Here is a 22181-nt window from a genome sequence, read left to right on the forward strand (position 1 = left end):
GCGCATAACCCAAAACAGGTATCTTGCACCGGCTCCCCTAGGAGTGCGCGGCCGTGCGCGCAGAATTGCCGAGGCAGAACCCGATTCCAGCGAGCCAACACGCAGCTGTTTCTGATCGGCCCAAGCCTGAGACCGAGACTTATATGTACGTATATGACGAGTACGATCAGCGGATCATCGAGGACCGCGTCAAGCAGTTCCGTGATCAGACCCGACGCTATCTGGCAGGCGAGCTGAGCGAAGAAGAATTCCGCCCTCTGCGCTTGCAGAATGGCCTGTATATCCAGCGTTTCGCCCCCATGCTGCGCGTGGCGGTGCCTTATGGCCAACTGGCCTCGCGCCAGGTACGCAAACTGGCCCAGATCGCCCGTGACTACGACAAGGGCTACGCCCACATCAGCACCCGGCAGAACGTCCAATACAACTGGCCGGCCCTGGAAGACGTACCGGACATCCTGGCCGAGCTGGCGACCGTGCAGATGCATGCCATCCAGACCAGCGGCAACTGCCTGCGCAACGTCACCACCGACCAGTTCGCCGGCGTCGCGGCCGATGAGTTGATCGACCCGCGTCCGTGGTGCGAGATCGTGCGCCAGTGGACCACCTTCCATCCGGAATTCGCCTACCTGCCGCGCAAGTTCAAGATCGCCATCAACGGCTCGACCTCGGATCGCGCGGCCATCGAAGTCCACGACATCGGCCTGGAGGCGGTCTACAACGCCGAGGGCGAGCTGGGCTTCCGGGTACTGGTGGGCGGCGGGCTCGGCCGTACCCCGGTGGTGGGCTCGTTCATCAACGAGTTCCTTCCCTGGCAGGACCTGCTGAGCTATCTCGACGCCATCCTGCGGGTTTACAACCGCTACGGCCGTCGCGACAACAAATACAAGGCGCGGATCAAGATCCTGGTCAAGGCCCTTACCCCTGAAGTGTTCGCCGAGAAGGTCGAGGCCGAGATGGTCCACCTGCGCGGTGGCCAGACCACGCTGACCGAAGCCGAAGTGCATCGGGTCGCCCGGCATTTCGTCGACCCGCAGTACAAGACCCTGGCCAATCAGGACGCCGAACTGGCTGCGCTGGACAAGGAACACCCAGGCTTCGCCCGCTGGCGTACCCGCAACACCCTGGCCCACAAGAAGCCGGGTTACGTCGCGGTGACCTTGTCCCTGAAGCCGACCGGCGTCGCCCCCGGCGACATCACCGACAAGCAGCTCGATGCCGTGGCCGACCTGGCCGACCGCTACAGCTTCGGCCTGCTGCGCACCTCCCACGAGCAGAACATCATCCTGGCGGATGTCGAGCAAAGCCAGCTGTTCACCCTGTGGGGCGAATTGCGCGAGCAAGGTTTCGCCACGCCGAACATCGGCCTGCTGACCGACATGATCTGCTGCCCGGGGGGAGACTTCTGCTCCCTGGCCAACGCCAAGTCGATCCCTATCGCCGAATCGATCCAGCGTCGCTTCGACGACCTGGACTACTTGTTCGACATCGGCGAACTGGACCTGAACATTTCCGGCTGCATGAACGCCTGCGGTCACCACCACGTGGGCCATATCGGCATCCTGGGTGTGGACAAGAAAGGCGAGGAGTTCTATCAGGTCTCCCTGGGCGGCAGCGGTACCCGCGGGGCCAGCCTGGGCAAGATCCTCGGCCCGTCGTTTGCGCAGGATGACATGCCCGACGTGATCGAGAAGCTGATCGACGTGTACATCGAACAACGTACCGAAGACGAGCGGTTCATCGACACCTATCAACGTATCGGCATCGACCTCTTCAAGGAACGCGTCTATGCAGCGAATCATTAAGAACAACGAGGTCATCGACGAAACCTGGCACCTGTTGCCCAAGGACGCGACCCTCGATGGCATCTCCAACTGCGACGACCTGATCGTGCCCCTGGCCTTGTGGCGTGATCACGCTCGCGCCCTGCAGGCCCGTGACGGCGGCCTGGGTGTATGGCTGGACGCCGACGAGGAAGCGGAAGAAATCGGCGACGACGCCAATCAGTTCCAGGTCATCGCGCTGAATTTCCCTGCGTTCACCGATGGGCGCAGCTATTCCAACGCACGCCTGCTGCGCGACCGCTACGGCTTCAAGGGCGAGCTGCGAGCCATTGGCGACGTCCTGCGCGACCAGTTGTTCTACATGCGCCGCTGCGGTTTCGATGCCTTTGCCCTGCGGGCCGACAAAGACCCCTACGAAGCCCTCGAAAGCCTCAAGGACTTTTCGGTGACCTACCAGGCAGCGACTGACGAACCGTTGCCGCTGTTTCGTCGGCGCTGATAGCGCTCGATAAAAAAAGCCCTGACCCGGTACACCGGGTCAGGGCTTTTTCATTGTGGTCGCGATGAGCAGCAGCCCCGCGCAGGAGCGAGCCTGCCCCCACGACGATCGGCGGTAAGGGGAGTTACCAGAAACGCTGCTGGGTAAGACGGCTCCACCAGTTCAGCAGTACCCGGTCCACCGAACCGCTGGCGGCCATGCCGATACGCTCCTGCAGGCTTTTGCGTTCGGCGTAGTGCAGATGATACAGCTCGGCGCTCTTGGCCCGTTCGGCCAGGTATTCGTCACTGGTCTTCAGTTCGTCCACCAGTTGCTTGTCCAACGCCGCGACACCCAGCCAGACCTCACCGGTAGCGACTTCATCGATGGCCAGTTGCGGGCGGTAGCTGGACACGAAGCGCTTGAACAGCTGGTGGGTGATGTCCAGGTCCTGCTGGAATTTTTCCCGGCCTTTCTCGGTGTTTTCGCCAAAGACCGTCAACGTGCGCTTGTATTCACCGGCGGTGAGGACCTCGAAGTCGATGTCATGTTTCTTCAGCAGGCGATTGACGTTCGGCAACTGGGCCACGACGCCAATGGAGCCAAGAATGGCGAAAGGCGCGCTGATGATCTTCTCGCCAATACAGGCCATCATGTAGCCGCCGCTGGCCGCGACCTTGTCGATGCACACCGTCAGCGGTATGCCGGCCTGGCGGATCCGGGCCAGTTGCGAAGAGGCCAGGCCGTAGCTGTGGACCATGCCGCCACCGCTCTCCAGGCGCAACACCACTTCGTCCTTGGGCGTCGCCAGGGTCAACAGCGCGGTGATCTCATGCCGCAGGCTCTCGGTGGCCGATGCCTTGATATCACCGTCGAAGTCCAGCACGAAGACCCGGGCCTTGGTGGCGGGCTTGTCCTTCTGTTTCTTCTTCGCCTTGTCAGCCTTGCCTTCGCTCTTGCGCAGGGCCTTGAGCTGATCCTTGTCCAGCAGCGTCTGCTCCAGGCGCTCACGCAACCCTTTGTAGAAATCGTTGAGTTTGCTCACCTGCAACTGACCGGCCGTCTTGCGCCGACCCTTGCTGCGCAGGGCTGCAAAACTGGCCAATACCACCAGTATGGCGATCACCAGCGTCACGGTCTTGGCCAGGAAACCGGCGTATTCGATAAAAAACTCCACGATGACTCCTAATAGATTCAACCCACCGCTCGCAGGCGGATACCAGACGCTCCCAGCATACCCATGCACCCGCGTCGCTGCCAGCCGGGAAACCTATGGTTACCTTACGCAAGACGAGGCTGGACAAGGCTGTAACGGGCATTTCAAACAAGCGTATGTTTTTTCATTGACAGCTCACCGCCATCCTCATAACCTCGCCAGACCTTCAACGTACCGGGATGACGCGGACGTGGGCAGCATCTACCTGATTCGACATGGCCAGGCCTCCTTTGGTGCGGACGACTACGACGTCCTCTCGCCCAATGGCGTACGCCAGGCCCAAGTGCTCGGCAGTCACCTGGCGGAACTCGGTGTCGTATTCGACCGTTGCCTCTCGGGCGACCTGCGTCGTCAGCAGGACACCGCCACGGGCGCGCTGGGCCGGATGTCCGCCGCGGGCTTGCCGGTTCCCGAGCTGGAAATCGACGCTGCGTTCAACGAGTTCGACGCCGACGCGGTGATTCGCGCCCTGCTGCCGGACATGCTCCCCCAGGAACCCGAAGCGCTCCACATCCTGCGCAACGCCCCACAGAACCGCGCCGAGTTCCAGCGCATCTTCGCCTTGATCGTCGAGCGCTGGCTCAGCGGCCGATACGACCCACCCGGGCTGGAAAGCTGGCTGGGGTTCGTGGAACGGGTCCAGGCCGGCCTGCACCGCCTCCTGGACCAGGCCGACAGCAGCCACAAGATCGCCGTGTTCACCTCCGGCGGCACCATCACCGCCCTGCTTCACCTGATCACCCGGATCCCTGCCCCGCAGGCCTTCGAATTGAATTGGCAAATCGTCAACACCTCGCTCAACCACCTGAAATTCAGGGGGCGCGAGGTCGCCCTGGCTTCCTTCAACAGTCATGCCCACCTGCAACTGTTGAGGACCCCGGACCTCATCACCTTTCGTTGAGGTCGAGTTACCGCAGACCCTTGCTGTATCCACCCGAATAAGGATCGAAACCATGACCTCCGTAGTCGACGCCGTACAAAAGATGAAAGCCAAGTTCAACGCCGAAGCCGCCAAAGGCCTGGACCTGGTGTTCGGTTTCAACATCACCGATGAAAACAAGCAGTACGCCCTCATCGTCAAGAACCAGACCTGTGAATTGCAGGAAGGTGAAAACGCCGATGCCAACTGCACACTGGTCATGGACAGCGAAACCCTCAAGGGCATCGTCAGCGGCGAAACCGACGGCATGCAGGCCTTCATGGGTGGCAAGCTGCGCGTCGAAGGCGACATGATGCTGTCGATGAAGCTGTCCGAACTGTTCCCGGCCTGAGACCAGGCGCCCTCGCGGGCGCTGCCCGGCTGCCAACGAATCCCGCCCCCAGGCGGGATTCGTGTTTCTGCCTTCCCGAGTCTCCCAAGGCACACAACCTTGATCCTCGTCAGTTCACCCTCGCCCCTCAGCCGCTAACTTGACGCCTCCATCAAGGCCAGGGACGGCTCATCGGGAGCCTGTGCCCGTTCATCTCAAGGAAAGAGACCCATGCCCGCACTGAAGATCATTGTGCTGTCGACCGCGTTCAACGGCCTGACCCAACGCGCCTGGCTGGACCTGCGCGAGGCCGGTCATCGCCCCAGCGTGGTGCTGTTCAGCGATGACGCCACGGTATGCCGGCTAATCGAAGAGAGCCGCGCCGACCTGGTGATCTGCCCGTTTCTCAAGGACCGGGTGCCGGAACGGCTGTGGCGCAACGCCCGCCGTCCGGTGGTGATCATCCACCCTGGCATTGTCGGCGATCGCGGTGCCAGCGCCCTGGACTGGGCCATCATGCGGCAAGCCGAACGCTGGGGCGTGACGGCATTGCAGGCCGTGGAGGAAATGGACGCCGGACCGATCTGGGCCACCAGCGAGTTCAAGTTGCCCGAAGGCCTGCGCAAGTCCGAACTGTACAACGGCCTGGTGAGCGATGCGGCCATCCGTTGTATCCGAGAGGTCGTGGAAAAGTTCGGCAATGGTTTCGTCCCGGTGCCCCTGGACTACAACCGCCGTGACGTGGTCGGCCGCCTGCAACCGAACATGACCCAGGACGACCGGACCTTCAGCTGGCATGACAGCACCGCATTCATCAAACGCTGCATCGATGCCGCCGACGGTCAGCCAGGCGTGCTGGCAAGCCTGGCCGGTGGCCAGTTCTATCTCTACGACGCCCATCCGGATGTCCGCCGAGGCCTGCCTGGCGCGCTGCTGGCCGTGCGTGACGATGCGGTGCTGGTAGCCACCGGTGATGCGAGCCTGTGGATCGGCTCCCTGCGCCGCAAACCGCAGCCCGGCGAACAGAATTTCAAGCGACCGGCGCGCCATGTGCTGGCCGGGCAGCTGGACGACGTCCCGGTGCTGGACGGCTCGCTGGCCCGGCGACCCTTCAGCGACGAGGCCTACCAACCCATCCGTTATCGCGAATGCGGCCACGTAGGCGAGCTGACGTTCGAGTTCTACAACGGCGCGATGAGCACCGAACAATGCCGGCGGCTGATAGACGCTCTGCGCTGGGCCAAGTCCCGGGATACCCGGGTGCTGTTGATCCGGGGCGGACGCGGCAGCTTTTCCAACGGTGTGCACCTGAACGTGATCCAGGCCGCCGCCGACCCCGGCCTGGAGGCCTGGTCCAACATCCAGGCCATCGATGATGTCTGCCTGGAGTTGCTGAGCGCCCGGCAACTGGTGGTCAGCGGCCTGACGGGCAATGCCGGGGCTGGCGGCGTGATGCTGGCCCTGGCGGCCGATATCGTGTTGGCGCGCAGCGACATCGTGCTCAATCCCCACTACGCGACCATGGGCCTCTACGGCTCCGAATACTGGACCTACAGCCTGCCCCGGGCGGTCGGCCCGGACATGGCCTGGAAGCTGACCCAGGAGTGCCTGCCCATCAGCGCCCGGCAGGCGTTGCGTTATGGCATGGTCCAGGAAATCGGTCCGCGCTGCCCCGACGAGTTCGGCCTGTGGCTGTTGCAACGGGCCAACGGCGCCTGGCTCGATCCGGCGTATGAGGCCATCCGGGTCCGCAAGGCCGAACGGAGCTTGCCGGCGATCCAGGCGTGTCGTGACGGCGAGTTGAAGGAAATGCACCGCGACATGGTGGGCAATCGCCGCGGCTTCGCCGAGAAATGCCGGCATTTCGTGTTCAAGCGCAAGGCCTGCGGTACGCCTGAGCGCCTGGTCGCGCCATGGGCCCGGGCGACAGAGGCCGAAGCCGCCCGGTGACTGCCGGTATCGGGGAAGCGGGCCAGCTCTTACAATGCCCGCTTCCCCTGCATCGGCTTGAACATGGACATCGACCTCGCCCGTACCTTCCTGGAAATCGTCCGTCACGGCAGCCTCGCCGCCGCGGCGGACAAGTTGCATGTCACCCAGACGGCGATCACCGCCCGGGTCCAGAAGCTGGAAAGCCAGTTCGGCTGCGCGCTGTTCGTGCGCAATCGCGCCGGCGCACGCCTGACCCCCGACGGCGAGGCATTCGTCGTCTACGCCAATCAACTGGTGCAGACCTGGGAGGCGGCTCGCCGGGACCTGCCGTTGCCCGAGGGCTATCGCAATGTGCTGCACCTTGGCGGCGAGGTCAGCCTGTGCAATCCGTTGATGCTCGGTTGGGCCCGGGAACTGCGCCAGAGGATCCCCGGACATGCCTTGCGCATGGACATCCGCGACGGTGAAAAACTGTTGCAGCAACTGGAACTGGGCCTGCTGGACGCGGCAGTGGTGTATCAGCCCGAGTACTGGCCACGGCTGCAGGTGGAACAGCTGCTGGAGGAAAAACTGATCCTGGTGCAATTGGCCAGTTGCCCCGAGCCCTACGTGTACATCGACTGGAGCAGCGACTTCCGACGCCAGCACGACACGGCCCTGCCGGACAAGGCCAAGGCCGCCGTCACCTTCAACCTCGGCCCCCTGGCCCTGCAATACATCCTGGAGAACGGCGGCAGCGGCTACTTCCGCACACGCGTGGTCCAGAGCTACCTGGACAGCGGCATCCTTGAGCGGGTCCCCAAGGCGCCGGAATTCAACTACCCCACCTACCTGATCTATTCCCGGGATCGGGATTCGGCGGCGCTACAACAAGCGTTCGAAGTGCTGCGGGGCATCGTCAGGGCCGGCAGCGACTGGTCCCAGCGCTGGGATCCGCTGACCTGAAGCATTGCGGTGCAGACGTGGAAAGGGCCGCTACGCGGCCCTATGGAGTACAACCCTCGCCACCAGATTATGTCTTCAAGTGCCGCACGATTTCGTCCTTGATCATCAGTCGCTCCTTCTTGAGGATTTCCAGGTCTGTGTCAGGCATTCCCGCAGATGTCGGCTTCTCGGCCTCGACAACTTCGGCGTCGAGTCGGGAGTACTTTTCAATCAACGAATTCAACCTTGGATTCTCGCTGCGCTTCTGCTGGATCTCGTCTTTTGTGCAAGCAAGATCCTGGCACAAATCATGGGGCACCGGCATGGAACACCTCCTTTGGTGGTTCGGTGGCAAACGCCTTTGCGGCGCTCGTCGATTATCAGGATGGCCTCCACAAGCGGGTTCTGTCGACCGCCAATCCGACCGACGGTGACCGTTCGTCGTACCGTAGCGCTTTGCAATCAAACCTTTGGCCTCGTGTCGCTCTCCATTGAACAGTGACATCAAGATCACTTGTACAACCTGTTCGGAGACATACCTATGGACGGATTTACCCTGCGTCAACTCGGCCTGGCAGTTGCCCTGAGTACCAGCATGGGCATGGCATGGGCCGCGAGTTCCAATGACTTTGTCGACAACGCGGCGGCCGGTGGCATTGCGGAAATCGAGACCAGCAAGCTGGCACTGCAAAAAAGTGCCTCGGCGGACATCAAGGAGTTCGCCAACAAGATGATCGCCGACCACACCAAGGCCAACCAGGAGCTGATGTCGCTGGCCAAGAAACACGACATCGAGGTGCCGGACGAAACCACCCTCATGAAGAAGGCCAAGGCCAAGATCCTTGAAGTGCGCGATGAGTCCTTCGACGCCGCCTATGCCAACAACCAGGTCATGGCCCACGAAGAAACCATCGCCCTGTTCAAGAAAGAAGCCGAGACCGTGACCGACGACAAGAAAGCCGGTAATACCGAACTCAAGGCGTTCGCCCAGAAGATGCTGCCGGACCTGCAGCACCACCTGGAAATGGCCAAGAAACTCCAGGCCGCACACCCCAGCAAGTAGGCTTCCTAGCCGTGAATAAAGAAGGGTCGTCCTCGCATTGAGGGCGACCCTTTTTTTGCGCGGCTCGATCAGCCGCCGTCGGTGTCGATATCGGCGTCGGTGCTGTCGCCGGGTTTCGGCCGGTCAGGATCGGGCTTGAAACCCGGGCTGAAGGTGTTGTCGTTATCCTGGTGGCGTTTTTTCTGATCGACCTCCTCCGCGGCGCTCTGGGCCTGGTCCGCTCCAGCCGGGCTGACCGGGCTGGCGCCGGGCACCTGGGGATCGATGGCCGGATCATTGCGCGGCGACGGAGTCTGCGTCTGACCTTGTTGCTGAGAGTTTGCGCGATCGTCGTTCATGGACACCTCTTCATGGCAGAGGCCGGGTCGATGACCGGCCTTGTTCATTCGAAGGGAACGCAACGGCTTCGGTTCCATTTGTTTGTGCGGGCAGCATCAGCCGCCTAGCAGCGACCGGACCATCCGGGTCAACGCATCCGGCCCGTAGGGTTTGCTCAGCAGATGGGTATCGGGGCTCAGTTGATGGTTGCGCGAGATGATGTCCCGCGTGTGGCCTGACGTGAACAGCACGGGCACCGGCGGGGTCTGCACCTTGGCCCAGGCCGCGAGGTCGGAACTCTTGATCAGGCCTGGCATGACCACGTCGGTGAAGATCAGGTCCACCTTGACCCCCTCGAGCAGCAACTTCATGGCGGCATCGGCATTGGCGGCCGTGAGGGTTCGATAGCCGGACTGTTCCAGCAACTCCACCGATGCACTGCGCACCGCGTCATTGTCTTCCACCACCAGGATCGTCTCCTGCCTGCCGGGCTGCAGCGAGTAGTGGTGCGTCTGCTCGCCGGCTTCAGGCTGGTAGCTGCGAGGGAAATACATCTGCGCCCGCGTGCCCTTGCCCGGGTCGCTGGCGATCTCGATATGGCCACCGCTTTGCTTGACGAAGCCGAACACCATGCTCAGCCCCAACCCGGTGCCCTGACCATCGGTCTTGGTGGTAAAGAACGGCTCGAATACCTGGCTGAGGATCTCCGGTGGCATGCCGATGCCACTGTCGATCACCGACAATCGCACATAGTCCCCCGCGCCGATGCCTTTGCCGGCACAGGACGATTCGTCGAGCACGATGTTCTCGCCCAGTATCCGGATGGTGCCCTCGCCGTCCATGGCATCGCGGGCGTTGATCGCCAGGTTCAGCAAGGCGTTTTCCAGCTGGTTGCGGTCCACGTGAATGCACCAGGGTTCGTCGGGCAGTGTCACTTCGATCCGGATGGTCTCGCCCAGGGCCCGTTGCAGCAATTCACCCAGGTCGTCGTAGATGCGCCGGGGGTTGTAGACCGCCGGTGACAAGGGCTGGCGACGGGCGAAGGCCAGCAGTTGCGCAGACAGCTTGGCGCCCCGCTCCACCGCCTCGATGGAGGCGCTGATCCTGCGCTGCACATTGTGATTGTCCGGCTCGTGGCGAGCCAGCAGGTGCAGGTTGCCGGCGATCACTTGCAGCAGGTTGTTGAAGTCATGGGCCACACCGCCGGTGAGTCCGCCAATGGCCTCCAGCTTCTGGGACTGGCGCAACTGCTCTTCAGCCGCCAGTCGCGCCTGGACCTCGTCGGCCACCCGCTGCTCCAGGTCACGCGTGAACCTGAGCAGGGACGCTTCGGCGGTCTTGCGTTCGTTGATGTCGATCAGCACGCCGGGAAAACGCAGGGGGGCGCCCGAGGCATCGAACTCGCATCGACCGCTGGCCTGCACCCACAGGTCGTCGCCTCCAGGGCCTCGTACCCGGTATTCGGCATTGAAAGGCGCTCCGGTGCGCAACGTCAGTTCGACCCGCTGGTTGAGCTCATCGAGGTCATCCGGGTGGATACGCTGCCGGGCAATATCGATGGGCAATGCTTCCAACGGCGTGTCTGGCGGATAGTTGAACGTACGGGCAAAACGCTCGTCGCCGGACAGGGTGTCGGCCTGGACGTCCCAGACAAACGAGCCCAGCAGCGGCCCGGCCGATAGGGCCAGCTGGATGCGTTCGTTGACCGCGCGGTAGCTGCGTTCCGCCTCCTGGCGGGCCCGCTCCGACAGGACCAGCTCGGTGGTTTCCACGACAATCGCCAGCACGCCGGCCGGGGCCTGGTCATCGTCCGGAACGGGGCTGTAGAACAGGTCCATCCACACGTCTTCGGGCTTGCCGTCACGCAGCAGGACCAGTTCCTTGCTGCGGTAGGACAGCGTGCCGCCGGCCAGGCAGACATCCAGTACGTGGCGATTGAACTCGGCCACTTCCGGCCAGCCCAGTTCCACCGCGCAGCCCAACAGGTAGGGATGACGCCCACCGGCGAATTCGGCGTAGGCATCGTTGTAGATCATGAAGCCCTGGCGTCCCCATAGCATGACCATCGGCAAGGGCGACGCCAGCAATATCTGCACAGCGCTGCGCAGGCTGGCGGACCACTGTTCGATAGGGCCCAGCTCGGTCCGGCTCCAATCGAACGCCCGGATACGCCGGGCCATTTCACCGTCCCACCCGGGACATCCATGAGGCTGGGATAAGAACTGCATGGGTCGACTCTGAACCTCGAATAGCTGCTGGGAATCGGCGTATCGCGAGCCCCTTGTGCTCAGAGCTTCGAGCACGAGGATGGCGTTTGGTTTCATGCCGGGGTGCCATCGCCGATTGGGGTAGCGAGGGAACTCAGCGAAAATCGCGGCTACGCACGTTGATGCCTGCCAGCAGCCCGGTCAAGTCGCTCAGGCGCCCGGCGATGAGGTGGCGGACCTCGCCGACACTTTCCCAGCGCCCATCGACCTTGAGCAACTGCGACCCCACCAGCACTTTGCGCTGGCGCTCCGCCAGGTCGCGCCAGACCACCACGTTGAGATTGCCGAATTCATCTTCCAGGGTGACGAAGGTCACGCCACTGGCCGTGCCGGGACGCTGGCGGCCGGTCACCAGGCCGGCGACGCTGACGTTGCGCCCATGCTCCACCTCCTGCAACTCCCGGGAGCTGCGACAGCGGCGGGCACGCAGTTCGGGGCGCAATAAAGCCAACGGATGAGGCCCCAGCGTGGTGCCGAGGGTCGCGTAGTCGGCGAACAGATTTTCCCCCACCGATGGCTTGGGCAGACTCACCGGCGGCTCTTCCTGGTTGGGCAAACCGGCAAACAGACCCAGTTGTTTCTGCACTCCGGCCACTTCCCAGCGAGCGCGATGACGATCACCGGCCAGGCCGCGCAAGGCTCCGGCGTCGGCCAGTTGTTCGAGGGCCCGGGTATCGAGTTGCGCGCGCTCGCCCAGATCGGCCACGTCACCGAAAGCCCGCTGTCGGCGAGCCGCTTCGATACGCCGGGCGTCCTCCTCACGAAAGCCCTTGATCTGGCGCAAGCCCATGCGGATCGCCGGTTGCCGACCTTCCAGAGGTTCCAGGCTGCAATCCCAATCACTGGCTCGCACGTCCACCGGACGGATCTGCAATTGATGGCGGCGGGCATCCTGCAGGATCTGGTCCGGACTGTAGAAACCCATGGGCCAGCTGTTGATCAGGGCGCAAGCGAATGCCGCCGGTTCGTGGCATTTGAGCCAACTGCTGGCGTAAGTCAGCAACGCGAAACTGGCGGCATGGGATTCGGGAAAGCCGTAATTGCCGAAGCCTTTGATCTGCTCGAAAATCTGCGCAGCGAATTCAGCGGTGTAACCGTTTTTCTTCATCCCGGCAGCCAGGCGTTCCCGGTGGGGCTCCAGGCCGCCGTGACGTTTCCAGGCGGCCATGGAGCGGCGCAACTGGTCCGCTTCGCCGGGGGTGTAGTCGGCCGCGACGATGGCGATCTGCATGACCTGTTCCTGGAACAACGGAATGCCCAGGGTGCGCCCAAGGACCGTCTTCAGTTCCGGTGAAGGGTAAGTAACGGGCTCTTCATCATTGCGGCGTTTGAGGTACGGATGAACCATCCCGCCCTGGATCGGACCGGGGCGCACGATCGCCACTTCGATCACCAGGTCGTAGAAATCCTTGGGCTTGAGCCGAGGCAACATGGCCATCTGCGCCCGTGACTCGATCTGGAACACGCCGATGGTGTCGGCGCGGCTGATCATGTCGAATGTAGCCTTATCGTCATGAGGCAGGCTGGCCAGGGTGTAGCGTTGCCCCCGATACCCCTCGATCAAGTCGAAACACCGCCGGATCGCACTGAGCATGCCCAGGGCCAGGATATCCACCTTGAGCAGCCCGACCGCGTCCAGGTCATCCTTGTCCCACTGGATGATGGTGCGCTCGGCCATGGCGGCGTTTTCCACCGGTACAAGGGTATCCAGGGGCTGTTCGGAAATCACGAAGCCGCCGGGGTGCTGGGACAGATGCCGGGGAAATCCGATCAGTTGCCGGGTCAGCCCCAATACCCGCTGCAGCACCGGACTGTCCGGGTCGAAACCGCCCTCGCGCAAGCGCTCCAGCGGCGGCGCTTCGTCGCTCCAGCGCCCGCAACAGTCGGCCAGGGCGTTGATCTGGTCCGGCGGCAGGCCCAGGGCCTTGGCGACGTCCCGTACCGCCCCGGCACCGTGGTAGCTGCTGACCACTGCCGTCAACGCCGCACGATGGCGACCGTAACGGCGAAACACGTATTGCAGCACTTCTTCACGACGCTCGTGCTCGAAATCGACATCGATGTCCGGCGGCTCATTGCGCTCCCGGGACAGGAATCGCTCGAACAGCAGGTTGGTCCGGCCGGGGTCGATTTCGGTGATGCCCAAGGCATAGCACACCGCCGAGTTGGCCGCCGAACCGCGCCCCTGACAGAGAATGTGCCGCTCCCGAGCGAAGCTGACGATGTCCTGCACGGTGAGGAAGTAGCTGTCGTAGCCCAGCTCGGCGATCAGCTCCAGCTCCGTCTCGATCTGCCGCCGGACCTTGTCATTCACGCCGCCCCCCCAGCGCTTGCGCATGCCCCGCTCGGTCAGCTCGCGCAACCAGGATGTCGGGTCATGGCCCTCGGGAACCAGTTCATGCGGGTATTGATAACGCAGTTGACCGAGGTCGAACGTGCAACGCCGGGCGATGTGGAGGGTTTCATCGAGCAAGGCGCGGGGATAGAGCCCGGCCAGATCCTTGCGGCTGCGCAAGTGGCGCTCACCGTTAGGGTGCAGGCGCTGCCCGGCCTCGGCCACCGTGACGTGGTAACGAATGGCGGTCATGGTGTCCTGCAAGGCCCGACGGCCACGCACGTGCATGTGCACGTCGCCCGTGGCGACAGCGGCGAGCCCGAGGCGCCCGGCCAGGGCCAGCAAGTCCGCCAGGCGCTGGCGGTCGTCCTGCCCGCAGTGCAACTGCACCGATAGCCACAAGCGACCGGCAAAGATCGACTGGAGCCAGCGGCCCTGGGCTTCGGCATCGTTGCCATCGGGGACCCACAAGGCCAGCAGCCCGGGCAAGGGTTCGTCGAAATCCTCGCGCACGATGCGATAGCGCCCCTTCTCGCTGCGGCGCCGGGCGCGGGTGATCAACCGGCACAAGGCCTGGTAGCCCTCCAGGTTCTCCACCAGCAACACCAGTTTCGGACCATGCTCCACCTGGATTTCGCTGCCGACGATCAGGTGCAGGTCCAGTTCCCTGGCCGCCTGCCAGGCACGGACGATGCCGGCCAGTGTGCATTCGTCGGTGATCGCCAGGGCCCGATAGCCCTGCTCCTTGGCGCGCCGACACAGCTCCAGGGCGCTGGAGGCGCCGCGCTGGAAACTGAAGTTGGACAGGCAATGCAGCTCGGCGTATTCGACAGTCATGCGAACCAGCCCTGCAGCCACAGCGGCCCGCCCTCGCCCACTGGTCGATAGGCCCAGCCTCGTTGCCCAGCACGGGTTTCGACGAGGTAGTAGTCGCGACGCACATCGGCACCGTCCCACCAACCGGACTCGATGCGTTCCGGCCCCATGAGGATGCGGGCCTGGCTCTCCGACAGCATCTGGCATTCGTCCAGCAACCAGCCGGGACGCTGCGCGCCCACGGGGCAGGCCTCGACGCGGGGCTGAGGACTCATCTGCCAGGCGCACTCGGGTCGATGATCGTCACGAAACCCCAGGCCCAGCACCGCCTCATCGCCCAGCCGCGCCCGCAGCCGCTCACGCAGCTGTTCCCAGGGCAGTGACTGCTGCGGTCGCTCGTCGAACAGTTCCAGGCGCTGGGGGACGAATGACGGCAGATCTTCGGCGCACAAGCGAAAGCCGCGCACCGGGGCCTGGACCTGCACCTGTTCCAATCGGCCACGGGCCAGCTCGAAAAGCATCGAAGGGTCCCGCTCGGCGCTGAGCAGGCCGACCTTGATCACCGTGTCCGCCAGCCCGGCGTGCTCCAGATGCAGGTCGAACCGCTGCACGCCGCTGTCGCGGCCACAGAGGAAAGCCGACAGGTCACCGGTCAATCGACGCAAGGGGAACAGCAACGCCTGATGGGACTGGACGTCATAGTTGAGCTCGATGCGCACGTCGAAGCGGTCCGGCGGCAAGTAGAACGACAGCGCCAGGGTACGACTGCCCACCAGGGCGTCGAGGTGCTTGAGCACCTGGGCGTCAAAGCGACGCGCCAGGGTGTGCCGGGGCAAGGCCTGGACTTGGCTCAGGCGACGCAGGCCCATACGCGACAAGGCCGTGGCGACATCGGGCGCCAGGCTGATGCGGTCCACCGGCATCTGCCCCAGGTATGCCTGCAAGGTCTCGCCATCGGGTACCACCAGGGCGTCATAGGCATTGGCCAGAACCCGAGCCGCCACCGGGTTCGGAGCCGCGACGATGCGATGCCGAAAGCCCAGTTCGGTCAGCTCGGCCCGCAACCGGGCCTCGAATACCGGCCAGGTCCCGAACAGGCCCAGGCTCGACTCGATCTCGAACAGCACCGTGCGCGGATAGTGCACGCTGACCTGGGAACTGAAACGGTAGGCCCAGGCTGCCAGGAACTGTTGCCAGTGTTCGATCTGTGCCGCGTCGTATTCGGCGGTGGCAAAGCCTTTGCTCAGGGCCTGGGCGGCGGTCATGCTCTGGCCGGGACGCAGGCCCAGGGCCCGGGCGGGCTCGTTGACCGCGCGCAGCACACGTCGCTGGGCGGGACCGCTCAGCAGGGCCAGGGGCTCCTCGGGATCGGGGCGCTGACGCAGCGCGGCGTCCAGCGCCAATTGTGGAAACAGGATACAGACCCAGCGCATCGCAACCTCAATGCTCTGTTGGTGAGTACGGGGTAAAGGCTATCGGCGCCGGACGGGCCAGCCCGCCGCGACACTTGAGCACGCGCAATTGCCCGGGCCGGGCATCGATGGCAATGCGCAGGGCCGCCGGGGACGGATTGACGGCTTCCTGGATCGAGCGCCAGGCGAACGCCAGGGTCTGGCCGGTTTCCGCCGCCACCTGCAAACGGCGCAGGGCCCGGTCATCGGCCTGGCGGGGCCAGCACAGGACCGCGCCACAACAGCCTGAGCGCAGGCACTGTTCGGTGGCCCACAGGGCATCGCGCTCATCGGCCCGGATCACCGATAACTGGCGCAGGTCGACTCCGGCGTTCTGCCAGGCCTGGGGGTAAGGCACGAACGGCGGCGCCACCAGCACGATCCGCTCCCCTGCCGCCGACAGTCGGGCCAGGGTCGGCCATACCAGCTGCATCTCACCGACCCCCGGCGCGGCCAGGAGGATCTCCGTCAGCGCTGACTCCGGCCAGCCGCCACTGGGCAATGCCGCGTCCAGTTCGGCATGGCCGGTGGGCTGTGGACTGGCGGCCGGCGGCGCAGGCCGGCCCTTCCAGACCTGGCCGCCATTGAACAGCGTATCCAGCGCAACGACCGCGCCCATCAGCCTTGCCTCAAGAGGCCACAGAACACCCCTTCGATGGCCAGGTCCCGGTCGGCTTCGACAATGATCGGCTGATAGGCCGGGTTGCGTGGCAACAGACGCACCTGTTCGCCGACTCGCTCGAAGCGCTTGATGGTGACTTCACCGTCGAGCCGGGCTACCACGATTTGCCCGTTGGAGGCCTGGGGCGTGCGTTGTACCCCCACCAGGTCGCCGTCGAGAATGCCGTCCCCGATCATCGAGTCACCCTGGACCCGCAGCAGGTAATCGGGGGCCTTGGAAAATATCGCCGGGTCGAGCATCAGACGGTCATGGACTTCGGCATCGGCGCCGATGGGCAGGCCGGCAGCCACTCGTCCCAGCACCGGCACGTCCAGCAGTTCGGGACGCGGCGACTGGTTGAGCAACCGGATGCCCCGGGCCTGGTGTGGGTTGACTTCGATGAAACCGGCTTCGGTCAACGCCAGCACATGCTTGCGCGCCACGCTCCGGGAGGCGAAGCCGAAGGCCTCGCTGATTTCAGCGAGGCTGGGAGGCTGGCCCTGATCGGCGATACGGTCGCGGATGAACGTCAGGATGGCGGCGCGGCGAGGAGTGAGAGTCGTCATGGAGTACATTTGTACTCCTGCGGGATTTTCCTGACAAGCGCCGCCAGTCAGTTCACACCATCGACACCCGTGCCAACCTTCTGCGGGCCCCCTGCGAAAGCAGTGCCCCAGCGGCAGGACTCAAAGCCGAGCCTCGGCACCTTCGCTGCGAAACGCGCTGGGGCTCATGCCGGTCCAGCGCCGGAAGGCGCGGCGGAAGCTGCGCACATCGCTGTAACCGACTTCCTCGGTGATCCGCTCGATGGACAGTTCGGGATTGGCCAGCAGGTTCAGGGTCCGGCCGCGACGCACCTGTTCGAGCAAGGCCTCGAAGGTCAGGCTGTGTTCGGTCAGGCGCCGACGCAGGGTACGACTGCTCATGTTCAGGTCCCCAGCGATTTTCTCGATGTGACTGCCCCGGGTCAGGTCCCGGGCGATGGCCCGTTCCACGGCCTGGATCAGGTCGATCTTGCGGTGGACCTCGGTGGCCTCCTGCTCCAGCAAAGCCAGGGCCTGGCGCAAGGCCAACGGATGATGGTTGGGCAGGCGCACGTCCAGCCAGCGGACATCGATGAGCATGCGATTGTAGCGGCAACCGAAACGCACCTCCGGTCCCAGGATCCGCTGGTACTGCGTGGCATAGGACGGTGCGGCATGCATGAACTCCACGGCCTCGGGCTTGAAATCCGCTCCCGCCAGTGCCCGGCCATAGACCATCAGGCTGGCGAAGAACTCCTCGACCGCGAACACCTGGACCTCGGCGAAAGGCAACCGGCAGCTCGCCTCGACCATGATCCGGCCCGGGGCCTCTTCGACACTGGTCACCGCGATACCGCCGGTGGTGTGCTGGTAGCGCACCCCCAGGGCGAAGGCATCGCGCAGGGTTTCGCACAGCGACAGGACATGCCCCAGCAGGCCCAGGGTGCCCAACACATTGCGATCGCCGACCCAGAGGCCCAGCCCCTGGTCCGGCAATAGCTTGAGTGCCCGCTGGATCATGAGGGCGGCCTGGCGATAGGAAATACGCTGGGCAGGGTCCTGCAGATCGTCAAGGCCGAACCCCAGCCCGCGACACAGGCCGGCCGCATCGAAGCCTTTGTCCGTCACGACTTCGGCCAGGGTCTGCAACAGGAATGGCGATACCAGTGCCAATTCGTAGGTAGGGTCGATGACTTTCTGCATGGGCGGGGTCCGGAGCACGTTAGGAGGCGTTTTTGTAACCGGTTGTTTCATGAACGTTAGCATGAGCTGATGCAATGGGGGATACGAAATGTGGCCGCCCAAGTCCCCTGTGTGGCCGCCAATACCCTGCCCTCTCGATGACGAACGGCTTATTTCTATGGCTCGGACTTTCGGTGCACCCCAACAATAATAACGAGCTCGCCCATGAACCCGATCCGCACGCGATTCGCCTTGCAAATGACCCTGGGCCTGGCCTGCGCCAGCGCCCTCCCGGCCCAGGCCACTGAGACCGGCGTCGATAACATCGGCACCGGCACCGATGGTTTTTTCGTGTTGCCGCTGGACGTCGACAACCTTCCCGACCACATGTTCGCGTTCAACCTGTACTACAACCACTACAAGGCCCGGAAATTCAACATCAGCTCATTGGGCGGCGAAGTCCCCGATGTGGAGATCGAATCCACGGCGGTGGTGCCGCGTATCGACTACCTGAGCCCGCTACGGGTGGCAGGCGGACGGTTCGGGATCTATGTCGCCCAGCCCTGGCTCAAGCAGGAAGTCTCGGTGTTCGGCCTGCAGGACACCCGGGAAAGCATGGGCGATACCACCATTTCCCCCATCGTGCTGTGGGACATGGGCAAGAACCTGACCTTGGCCGCCGCGGTGGAAATCACTGTGCCGACCGGCGAATACAGCCCGGATCGCCTGGCCAACACCAGCACCAACTTCTACACCTACAAGCCGCTGTTCTCCTTCACCTGGCTGCCCACGGAGAGAACCGAGGTGTCGATGAAGACCACCTACAGCTTCAACCGTGAGAACAAGGACACCGACTACCGCTCGGGGCAGATCTTCCACTTCGATTATTCCGTCAGTTACCTTTTGACCGATAACCTGCGGTTAGGGCTCAACGGCTATTACCTCAAGCAGACCACCGACGACAAACAGTACGGGCGCACCGTGCAGTTCGCCGGACAGGACGTGGACGATGGGGTGCGCGGCCAGGTATTCGCCATCGGCCCGGCGCTGCACCTGACCTTTCTCAAGTACGCCAGCGCCGAGATCCGCTGGGCCAAGGAGTTCGACGTGCAAAACCGACCCGAAGGCGAGATGCTCTGGGCCAAGATCAGCATTCCGTTCGAGCTTTGATTGTCGTCGGTCACCGCCGCTGGGATTTGCCCGCTCGCCACAGCGAGTCGACCAGTGCGTGAACACAAGAATGTTCCGGGCTGGTCGCCAGCCGGCTCGCTTCACAACAAGCTGCGCTGTCAGGCATAGACCGGCCAGCTTTCGACGATCCGTCCCCCGCGCACCGCCAGCAGGTCGCCGAATTGCAGCAGCACCGACTCGGTCTGGGTCGGCCTGAGGAACACCTGGTCTTCCAGCCCCAACCCAACCGTTTCGGAACCGTTGACCATTTCCTGGTTCGAGCTGCGGCCATAGAGGCTGTTGCTCTTCAAGCCAGGTGGCGATTCGAGGTCGGCCATCCAGTTACCGCCGTAGATGAAAAACGTGGCGCGCTGGTTCACGTCCCACCAGGCAAGAATCCGCGACTTGTCATCCAGCGCCGGGATGTTCACCGCACCGGTGCGCTTGAGTACCGGCGTGGCGATATAGGCTGCCGGCACGTGATCGGTCAGTGACGGCAAATCGTAATGACTGGGCTTGAGCATGGCCGTGCCCACCGACACTTCGGTGCTCAGGTTCTCCCGTTCATGCAAGCGGTAGCTGGGGCTGCCGGCGGTGTTGAGTGTCAGGCGTGGATGCCAGAGGTCGGGATAGCGCAAACGAACGAAATCCACCCGTGCCTGGTAGATCGCCATGACCCGGGCCAACAGCGTCTGCGGGCTGGCCACCCACTCGGGCACGCCCATGCCCACGAACGGGTCGTAGCCCATGAACCCGGCGAACTCCAGCTGTTGCGGGTGGGCACGGATCAGCTTGAGCATCGCGTCCAGGGAGGCTTCATCCCTCACCCCGCCCCGATGCAGGCCCACGTCCAATTCAATATTGATGCGCATGCGCGTACCAAGCCCCTGGGCCAGGCCCCGGTATTGCTCGAGACGTTCGGGAGTGTCCAGCAACCATTGCAACTGGCGCGAAGGATCGAACGCGCCCTTGTGAAGCTGGTAGAACAACTCGACGGAACGCACCGGCAGGGGTTTGCCCAGAAGAATATCGGCCTCGGGGAACTGCTGCGCGTCGTGGTTGAGAAACGGCTGATGGAACGACATCAATCGTCGGGTTTCGGCGCGCCGACCGATGTATTCCAGCAACCCGGGGGCCGGCAGGGATTTCTCCACCAGTCGCAACTGCTTGCCGGCACGCCGGACCGACGCCTTGACCACATCGATGTTGTGATCGAGTCGATCCAGGTCGATCAGCATGACCGGCCGCATCGGGCCGCGGTTCTTGAGCTCGCGGTTCAACTGGCGGAAATAATCGCTGTAGGCGCCGCCCCGATCCGTCGGCCGTAGCCAGGCCCCGACACCGGCCAGCAACACCCCGGTGCCCAGCGTACCCATGAGGAAACCACGGCGATTGAAGCTCATCAGCTCACCCCCAGAATCGATGAAAGATGCCCGTTGAGAAACTTCCCATCGGGGTCCAGGGCCTGGCGCACCTGAGCGAATTCATTCCAGCGCGGGTATAGCGCCTGGAGCGTCCTGGCGTTGAGAGAATGCAATTTTCCCCAGTGCGGACGCCCCTGGTATTTCCAGAAGATCGGCTCGATGGCGGCGAAGAAATTGTGGTGATCCATCTGGTAATGCTGATGCACCGAGATCGAACAACTGTCGCGGCCTTCGAACATGCTCAAGGCAATGTCGTCGGCCTTCACGTAACGGTATTCGATGGGAAACCAGGTGCGCAGGTCCTTGTCGCGAATCAGCGCGAGGATCTCCCGCAGACACGCCGGGCCGTGTTCGGCCGGCACCGAATATTCCATTTCGTTGAAGCGCACGGTACGGGCATTGGCATAGATGTCATAGGAGTCGCCCACCCGGTCGTCGAAGTCGGCCACCAGCCGCAGGCTGTTGAGCAGGGTCCGGCGGGTGGCCGGAAAGTCGCTGCCATACTTGTCGAGCTTCTCGATCAGGGTAACGAACTCATTGCCGCCCTCCTCTTCGGGGCTGACGGGCGGCGTGGCCGGGTCGGTGGTTTCGTTCAGGGCAATCGACAGCGCATAGTCGGAATGAGTCACCACCTGCATTTCCCAGTGCTGGTTGTCGCGGGTATTGGTAGGCACGTCTTCCAGCAACTCTTCGGTCCTGGCCACCCATTGGCGCTCGCGCAGCCGATACGCGGCACGATTCTGCAGGCGCACCCGGGTGACCAGCCCCAGTGCGCCAAGGGATACCCGGGCCGCCTGGAACACGTCGGGATGGCGCCTGGCATCGCAATCGAGCACCTCGCCACGGGCCGTCACCAGTTGCAGGCCCACCACCTGGGACGCATACGAGCCAAAGGCCTTGCCGGTGCCGTGGGTCGAGGTGGCAATCGCCCCTGCCAGGGTCTGGTAGTCCACGTCCGCCATGTTCAACAGCGCCTGGCCAACGGCCTTGAGTGCCGGCCCCATGCGGGACATGGGCGTGCCGCCGCCGAACTCGGCCTGCAGGCTGGCGGCGTCATGATCCAGCAGGCCGCTGAAATGGCTCAGCGACAGCAGGGTCCCATCGGTGGGCACCAGCGCGCTGAAGGAGTGGCCGGAGCCCACCGGACGAATCCGCCCCTCGGCCCGTTTCACCAGCTGCACCAGCTCATCGAGGTCCTTGGGCGCCAGGCGCGCCGCCGGCAGGCAGCTCTGTGCCCCGGACCAGTTGCGCCAGGGGATCAGGCGCGGGGCCCGTATCAGGTCCGCCAGTGCGCCCTGGCTGCCCAGGGCCGTGAAGGCTGCGACGACGCCGGCCTGCTGCAGCAAGCGACGCCGTGAAAAATCCATCGTCATGCCGTGGCACCCGTTC

The 22181-nt window shown here is 63.7% G+C and carries 19 protein-coding genes; 8 read left to right on the top strand and 11 right to left on the bottom strand.

Annotated features, from left to right (window positions below):
• Positions 1–143: 143 nt before the first annotated feature.
• Together BT179_RS01240 and BT179_RS01245 are read left to right on the top strand one after the other, a co-directional pair.
• Positions 144–1802, top strand: a complete 1659-nt coding sequence (locus tag BT179_RS01240; protein ID WP_072394363.1) for a nitrite/sulfite reductase — start codon at positions 144–146, stop codon at positions 1800–1802.
• A complete protein-coding gene (locus tag BT179_RS01245) occupies positions 1786–2280 on the top strand; it encodes a DUF934 domain-containing protein (protein ID WP_053154313.1) in 495 nt (164 codons plus the stop codon). The genes BT179_RS01240 and BT179_RS01245 overlap by 17 nt, the downstream gene beginning before the upstream one ends.
• A gap of 124 nt (positions 2281–2404) precedes the next feature.
• Here BT179_RS01245 and sohB read toward each other — a convergent pair whose 3' ends face one another.
• Positions 2405–3436: a protease SohB gene (gene sohB / locus BT179_RS01250; RefSeq protein WP_072394361.1), complete on the bottom strand. Its 1032-nt coding sequence runs from the start codon at positions 3434–3436 to the stop codon at positions 2405–2407.
• Between the two features lie 229 nt (positions 3437–3665).
• On the opposite strand from sohB, the gene BT179_RS01255 reads away from it, so the two are divergent.
• The 4 genes from BT179_RS01255 (at position 3666) to BT179_RS01270 (ending at position 7602) form a co-directional block, all read left to right on the top strand.
• Entirely contained in the window at positions 3666–4376 is a 711-nt protein-coding gene (locus BT179_RS01255) for a histidine phosphatase family protein (protein WP_072394357.1), read from the top strand.
• Between the two features lie 52 nt (positions 4377–4428).
• A complete protein-coding gene (locus tag BT179_RS01260) occupies positions 4429–4746 on the top strand; it encodes an SCP2 sterol-binding domain-containing protein (protein WP_072394353.1) in 318 nt (105 codons plus the stop codon).
• A gap of 210 nt (positions 4747–4956) precedes the next feature.
• Positions 4957–6675, top strand: coding sequence for a hydrogenase maturation protein (locus BT179_RS01265; protein WP_072430442.1), 1719 nt, complete (start codon positions 4957–4959; stop codon positions 6673–6675).
• 63 nt (positions 6676–6738) lie between these two features.
• A complete protein-coding gene (locus tag BT179_RS01270) occupies positions 6739–7602 on the top strand; it encodes a LysR family transcriptional regulator (RefSeq protein ID WP_072430441.1) in 864 nt (287 codons plus the stop codon).
• Positions 7603–7669: 67 nt separating this feature from the next.
• On the opposite strand, the gene BT179_RS01275 is transcribed toward BT179_RS01270, so the two are convergent.
• Positions 7670–7906, bottom strand: a complete 237-nt coding sequence (locus BT179_RS01275) for an HP1242/YdcH family protein (protein WP_072394344.1) — start codon at positions 7904–7906, stop codon at positions 7670–7672.
• 216 nt (positions 7907–8122) lie between these two features.
• Here BT179_RS01275 and BT179_RS01280 point away from each other — a divergent pair, with 216 nt between their 5' ends.
• Complete coding sequence (locus tag BT179_RS01280) at positions 8123–8644, top strand: DUF4142 domain-containing protein (RefSeq protein WP_072394341.1); 522 nt, start codon at positions 8123–8125, stop codon at positions 8642–8644.
• A gap of 68 nt (positions 8645–8712) precedes the next feature.
• Here the strand turns inward: BT179_RS01280 and BT179_RS01285 are convergent, their stop codons facing one another.
• From BT179_RS01285 to BT179_RS01315, 7 genes are all read right to left on the bottom strand, one after another.
• Entirely contained in the window at positions 8713–8982 is a 270-nt protein-coding gene (locus tag BT179_RS01285) for a hypothetical protein (protein ID WP_072394797.1), read from the bottom strand.
• 96 nt (positions 8983–9078) lie between these two features.
• Positions 9079–11190 carry an ATP-binding protein gene (locus tag BT179_RS01290; RefSeq protein ID WP_072394337.1) on the bottom strand — a complete coding sequence of 704 codons (2112 nt, stop codon included), beginning with the start codon at positions 11188–11190 and terminating at the stop codon, positions 9079–9081.
• 133 nt (positions 11191–11323) lie between these two features.
• On the bottom strand, positions 11324–14422 hold the full coding sequence (locus tag BT179_RS01295) for an error-prone DNA polymerase (protein ID WP_165887607.1): 3099 nt from the start codon (positions 14420–14422) through the stop codon (positions 11324–11326).
• Complete coding sequence (locus tag BT179_RS01300) at positions 14398–15813, bottom strand: Y-family DNA polymerase (RefSeq protein WP_072394331.1); 1416 nt, start codon at positions 15811–15813, stop codon at positions 14398–14400. Before BT179_RS01300 ends, BT179_RS01295 begins: the two co-directional genes overlap by 25 nt.
• A gap of 7 nt (positions 15814–15820) precedes the next feature.
• Complete coding sequence (imuA, locus tag BT179_RS01305) at positions 15821–16450, bottom strand: translesion DNA synthesis-associated protein ImuA (RefSeq protein ID WP_072394329.1); 630 nt, start codon at positions 16448–16450, stop codon at positions 15821–15823.
• Positions 16450–17067, bottom strand: a complete 618-nt coding sequence (lexA, locus tag BT179_RS01310; RefSeq protein WP_072394326.1) for a transcriptional repressor LexA — start codon at positions 17065–17067, stop codon at positions 16450–16452. The genes imuA and lexA overlap by 1 nt, the downstream gene beginning before the upstream one ends.
• A gap of 111 nt (positions 17068–17178) precedes the next feature.
• Positions 17179–18219, bottom strand: coding sequence for an AraC family transcriptional regulator (locus tag BT179_RS01315; RefSeq protein WP_072394323.1), 1041 nt, complete (start codon positions 18217–18219; stop codon positions 17179–17181).
• Between the two features lie 204 nt (positions 18220–18423).
• On the opposite strand from BT179_RS01315, the gene BT179_RS01320 reads away from it, so the two are divergent.
• Positions 18424–19368, top strand: coding sequence for a SphA family protein (locus BT179_RS01320; RefSeq protein ID WP_072394320.1), 945 nt, complete (start codon positions 18424–18426; stop codon positions 19366–19368).
• A gap of 119 nt (positions 19369–19487) precedes the next feature.
• Here the strand turns inward: BT179_RS01320 and BT179_RS01325 are convergent, their stop codons facing one another.
• Positions 19488–20744, bottom strand: a complete 1257-nt coding sequence (locus BT179_RS01325) for a DSD1 family PLP-dependent enzyme (RefSeq protein ID WP_256343829.1) — start codon at positions 20742–20744, stop codon at positions 19488–19490.
• 26 nt (positions 20745–20770) lie between these two features.
• Positions 20771–22165 (bottom strand): D-arabinono-1,4-lactone oxidase, encoded by a 1395-nt coding sequence (locus tag BT179_RS01330; protein WP_072430439.1) that lies wholly within the window; start codon positions 22163–22165, stop codon positions 20771–20773.
• Positions 22166–22181 lie beyond the last annotated feature (16 nt).

Origin of the sequence: Pseudomonas sp. NFACC43 (genome assembly GCF_900119645.1) — a bacterium.
Taxonomy (GTDB): Bacteria; Pseudomonadota; Gammaproteobacteria; order Pseudomonadales; family Pseudomonadaceae; genus Aquipseudomonas.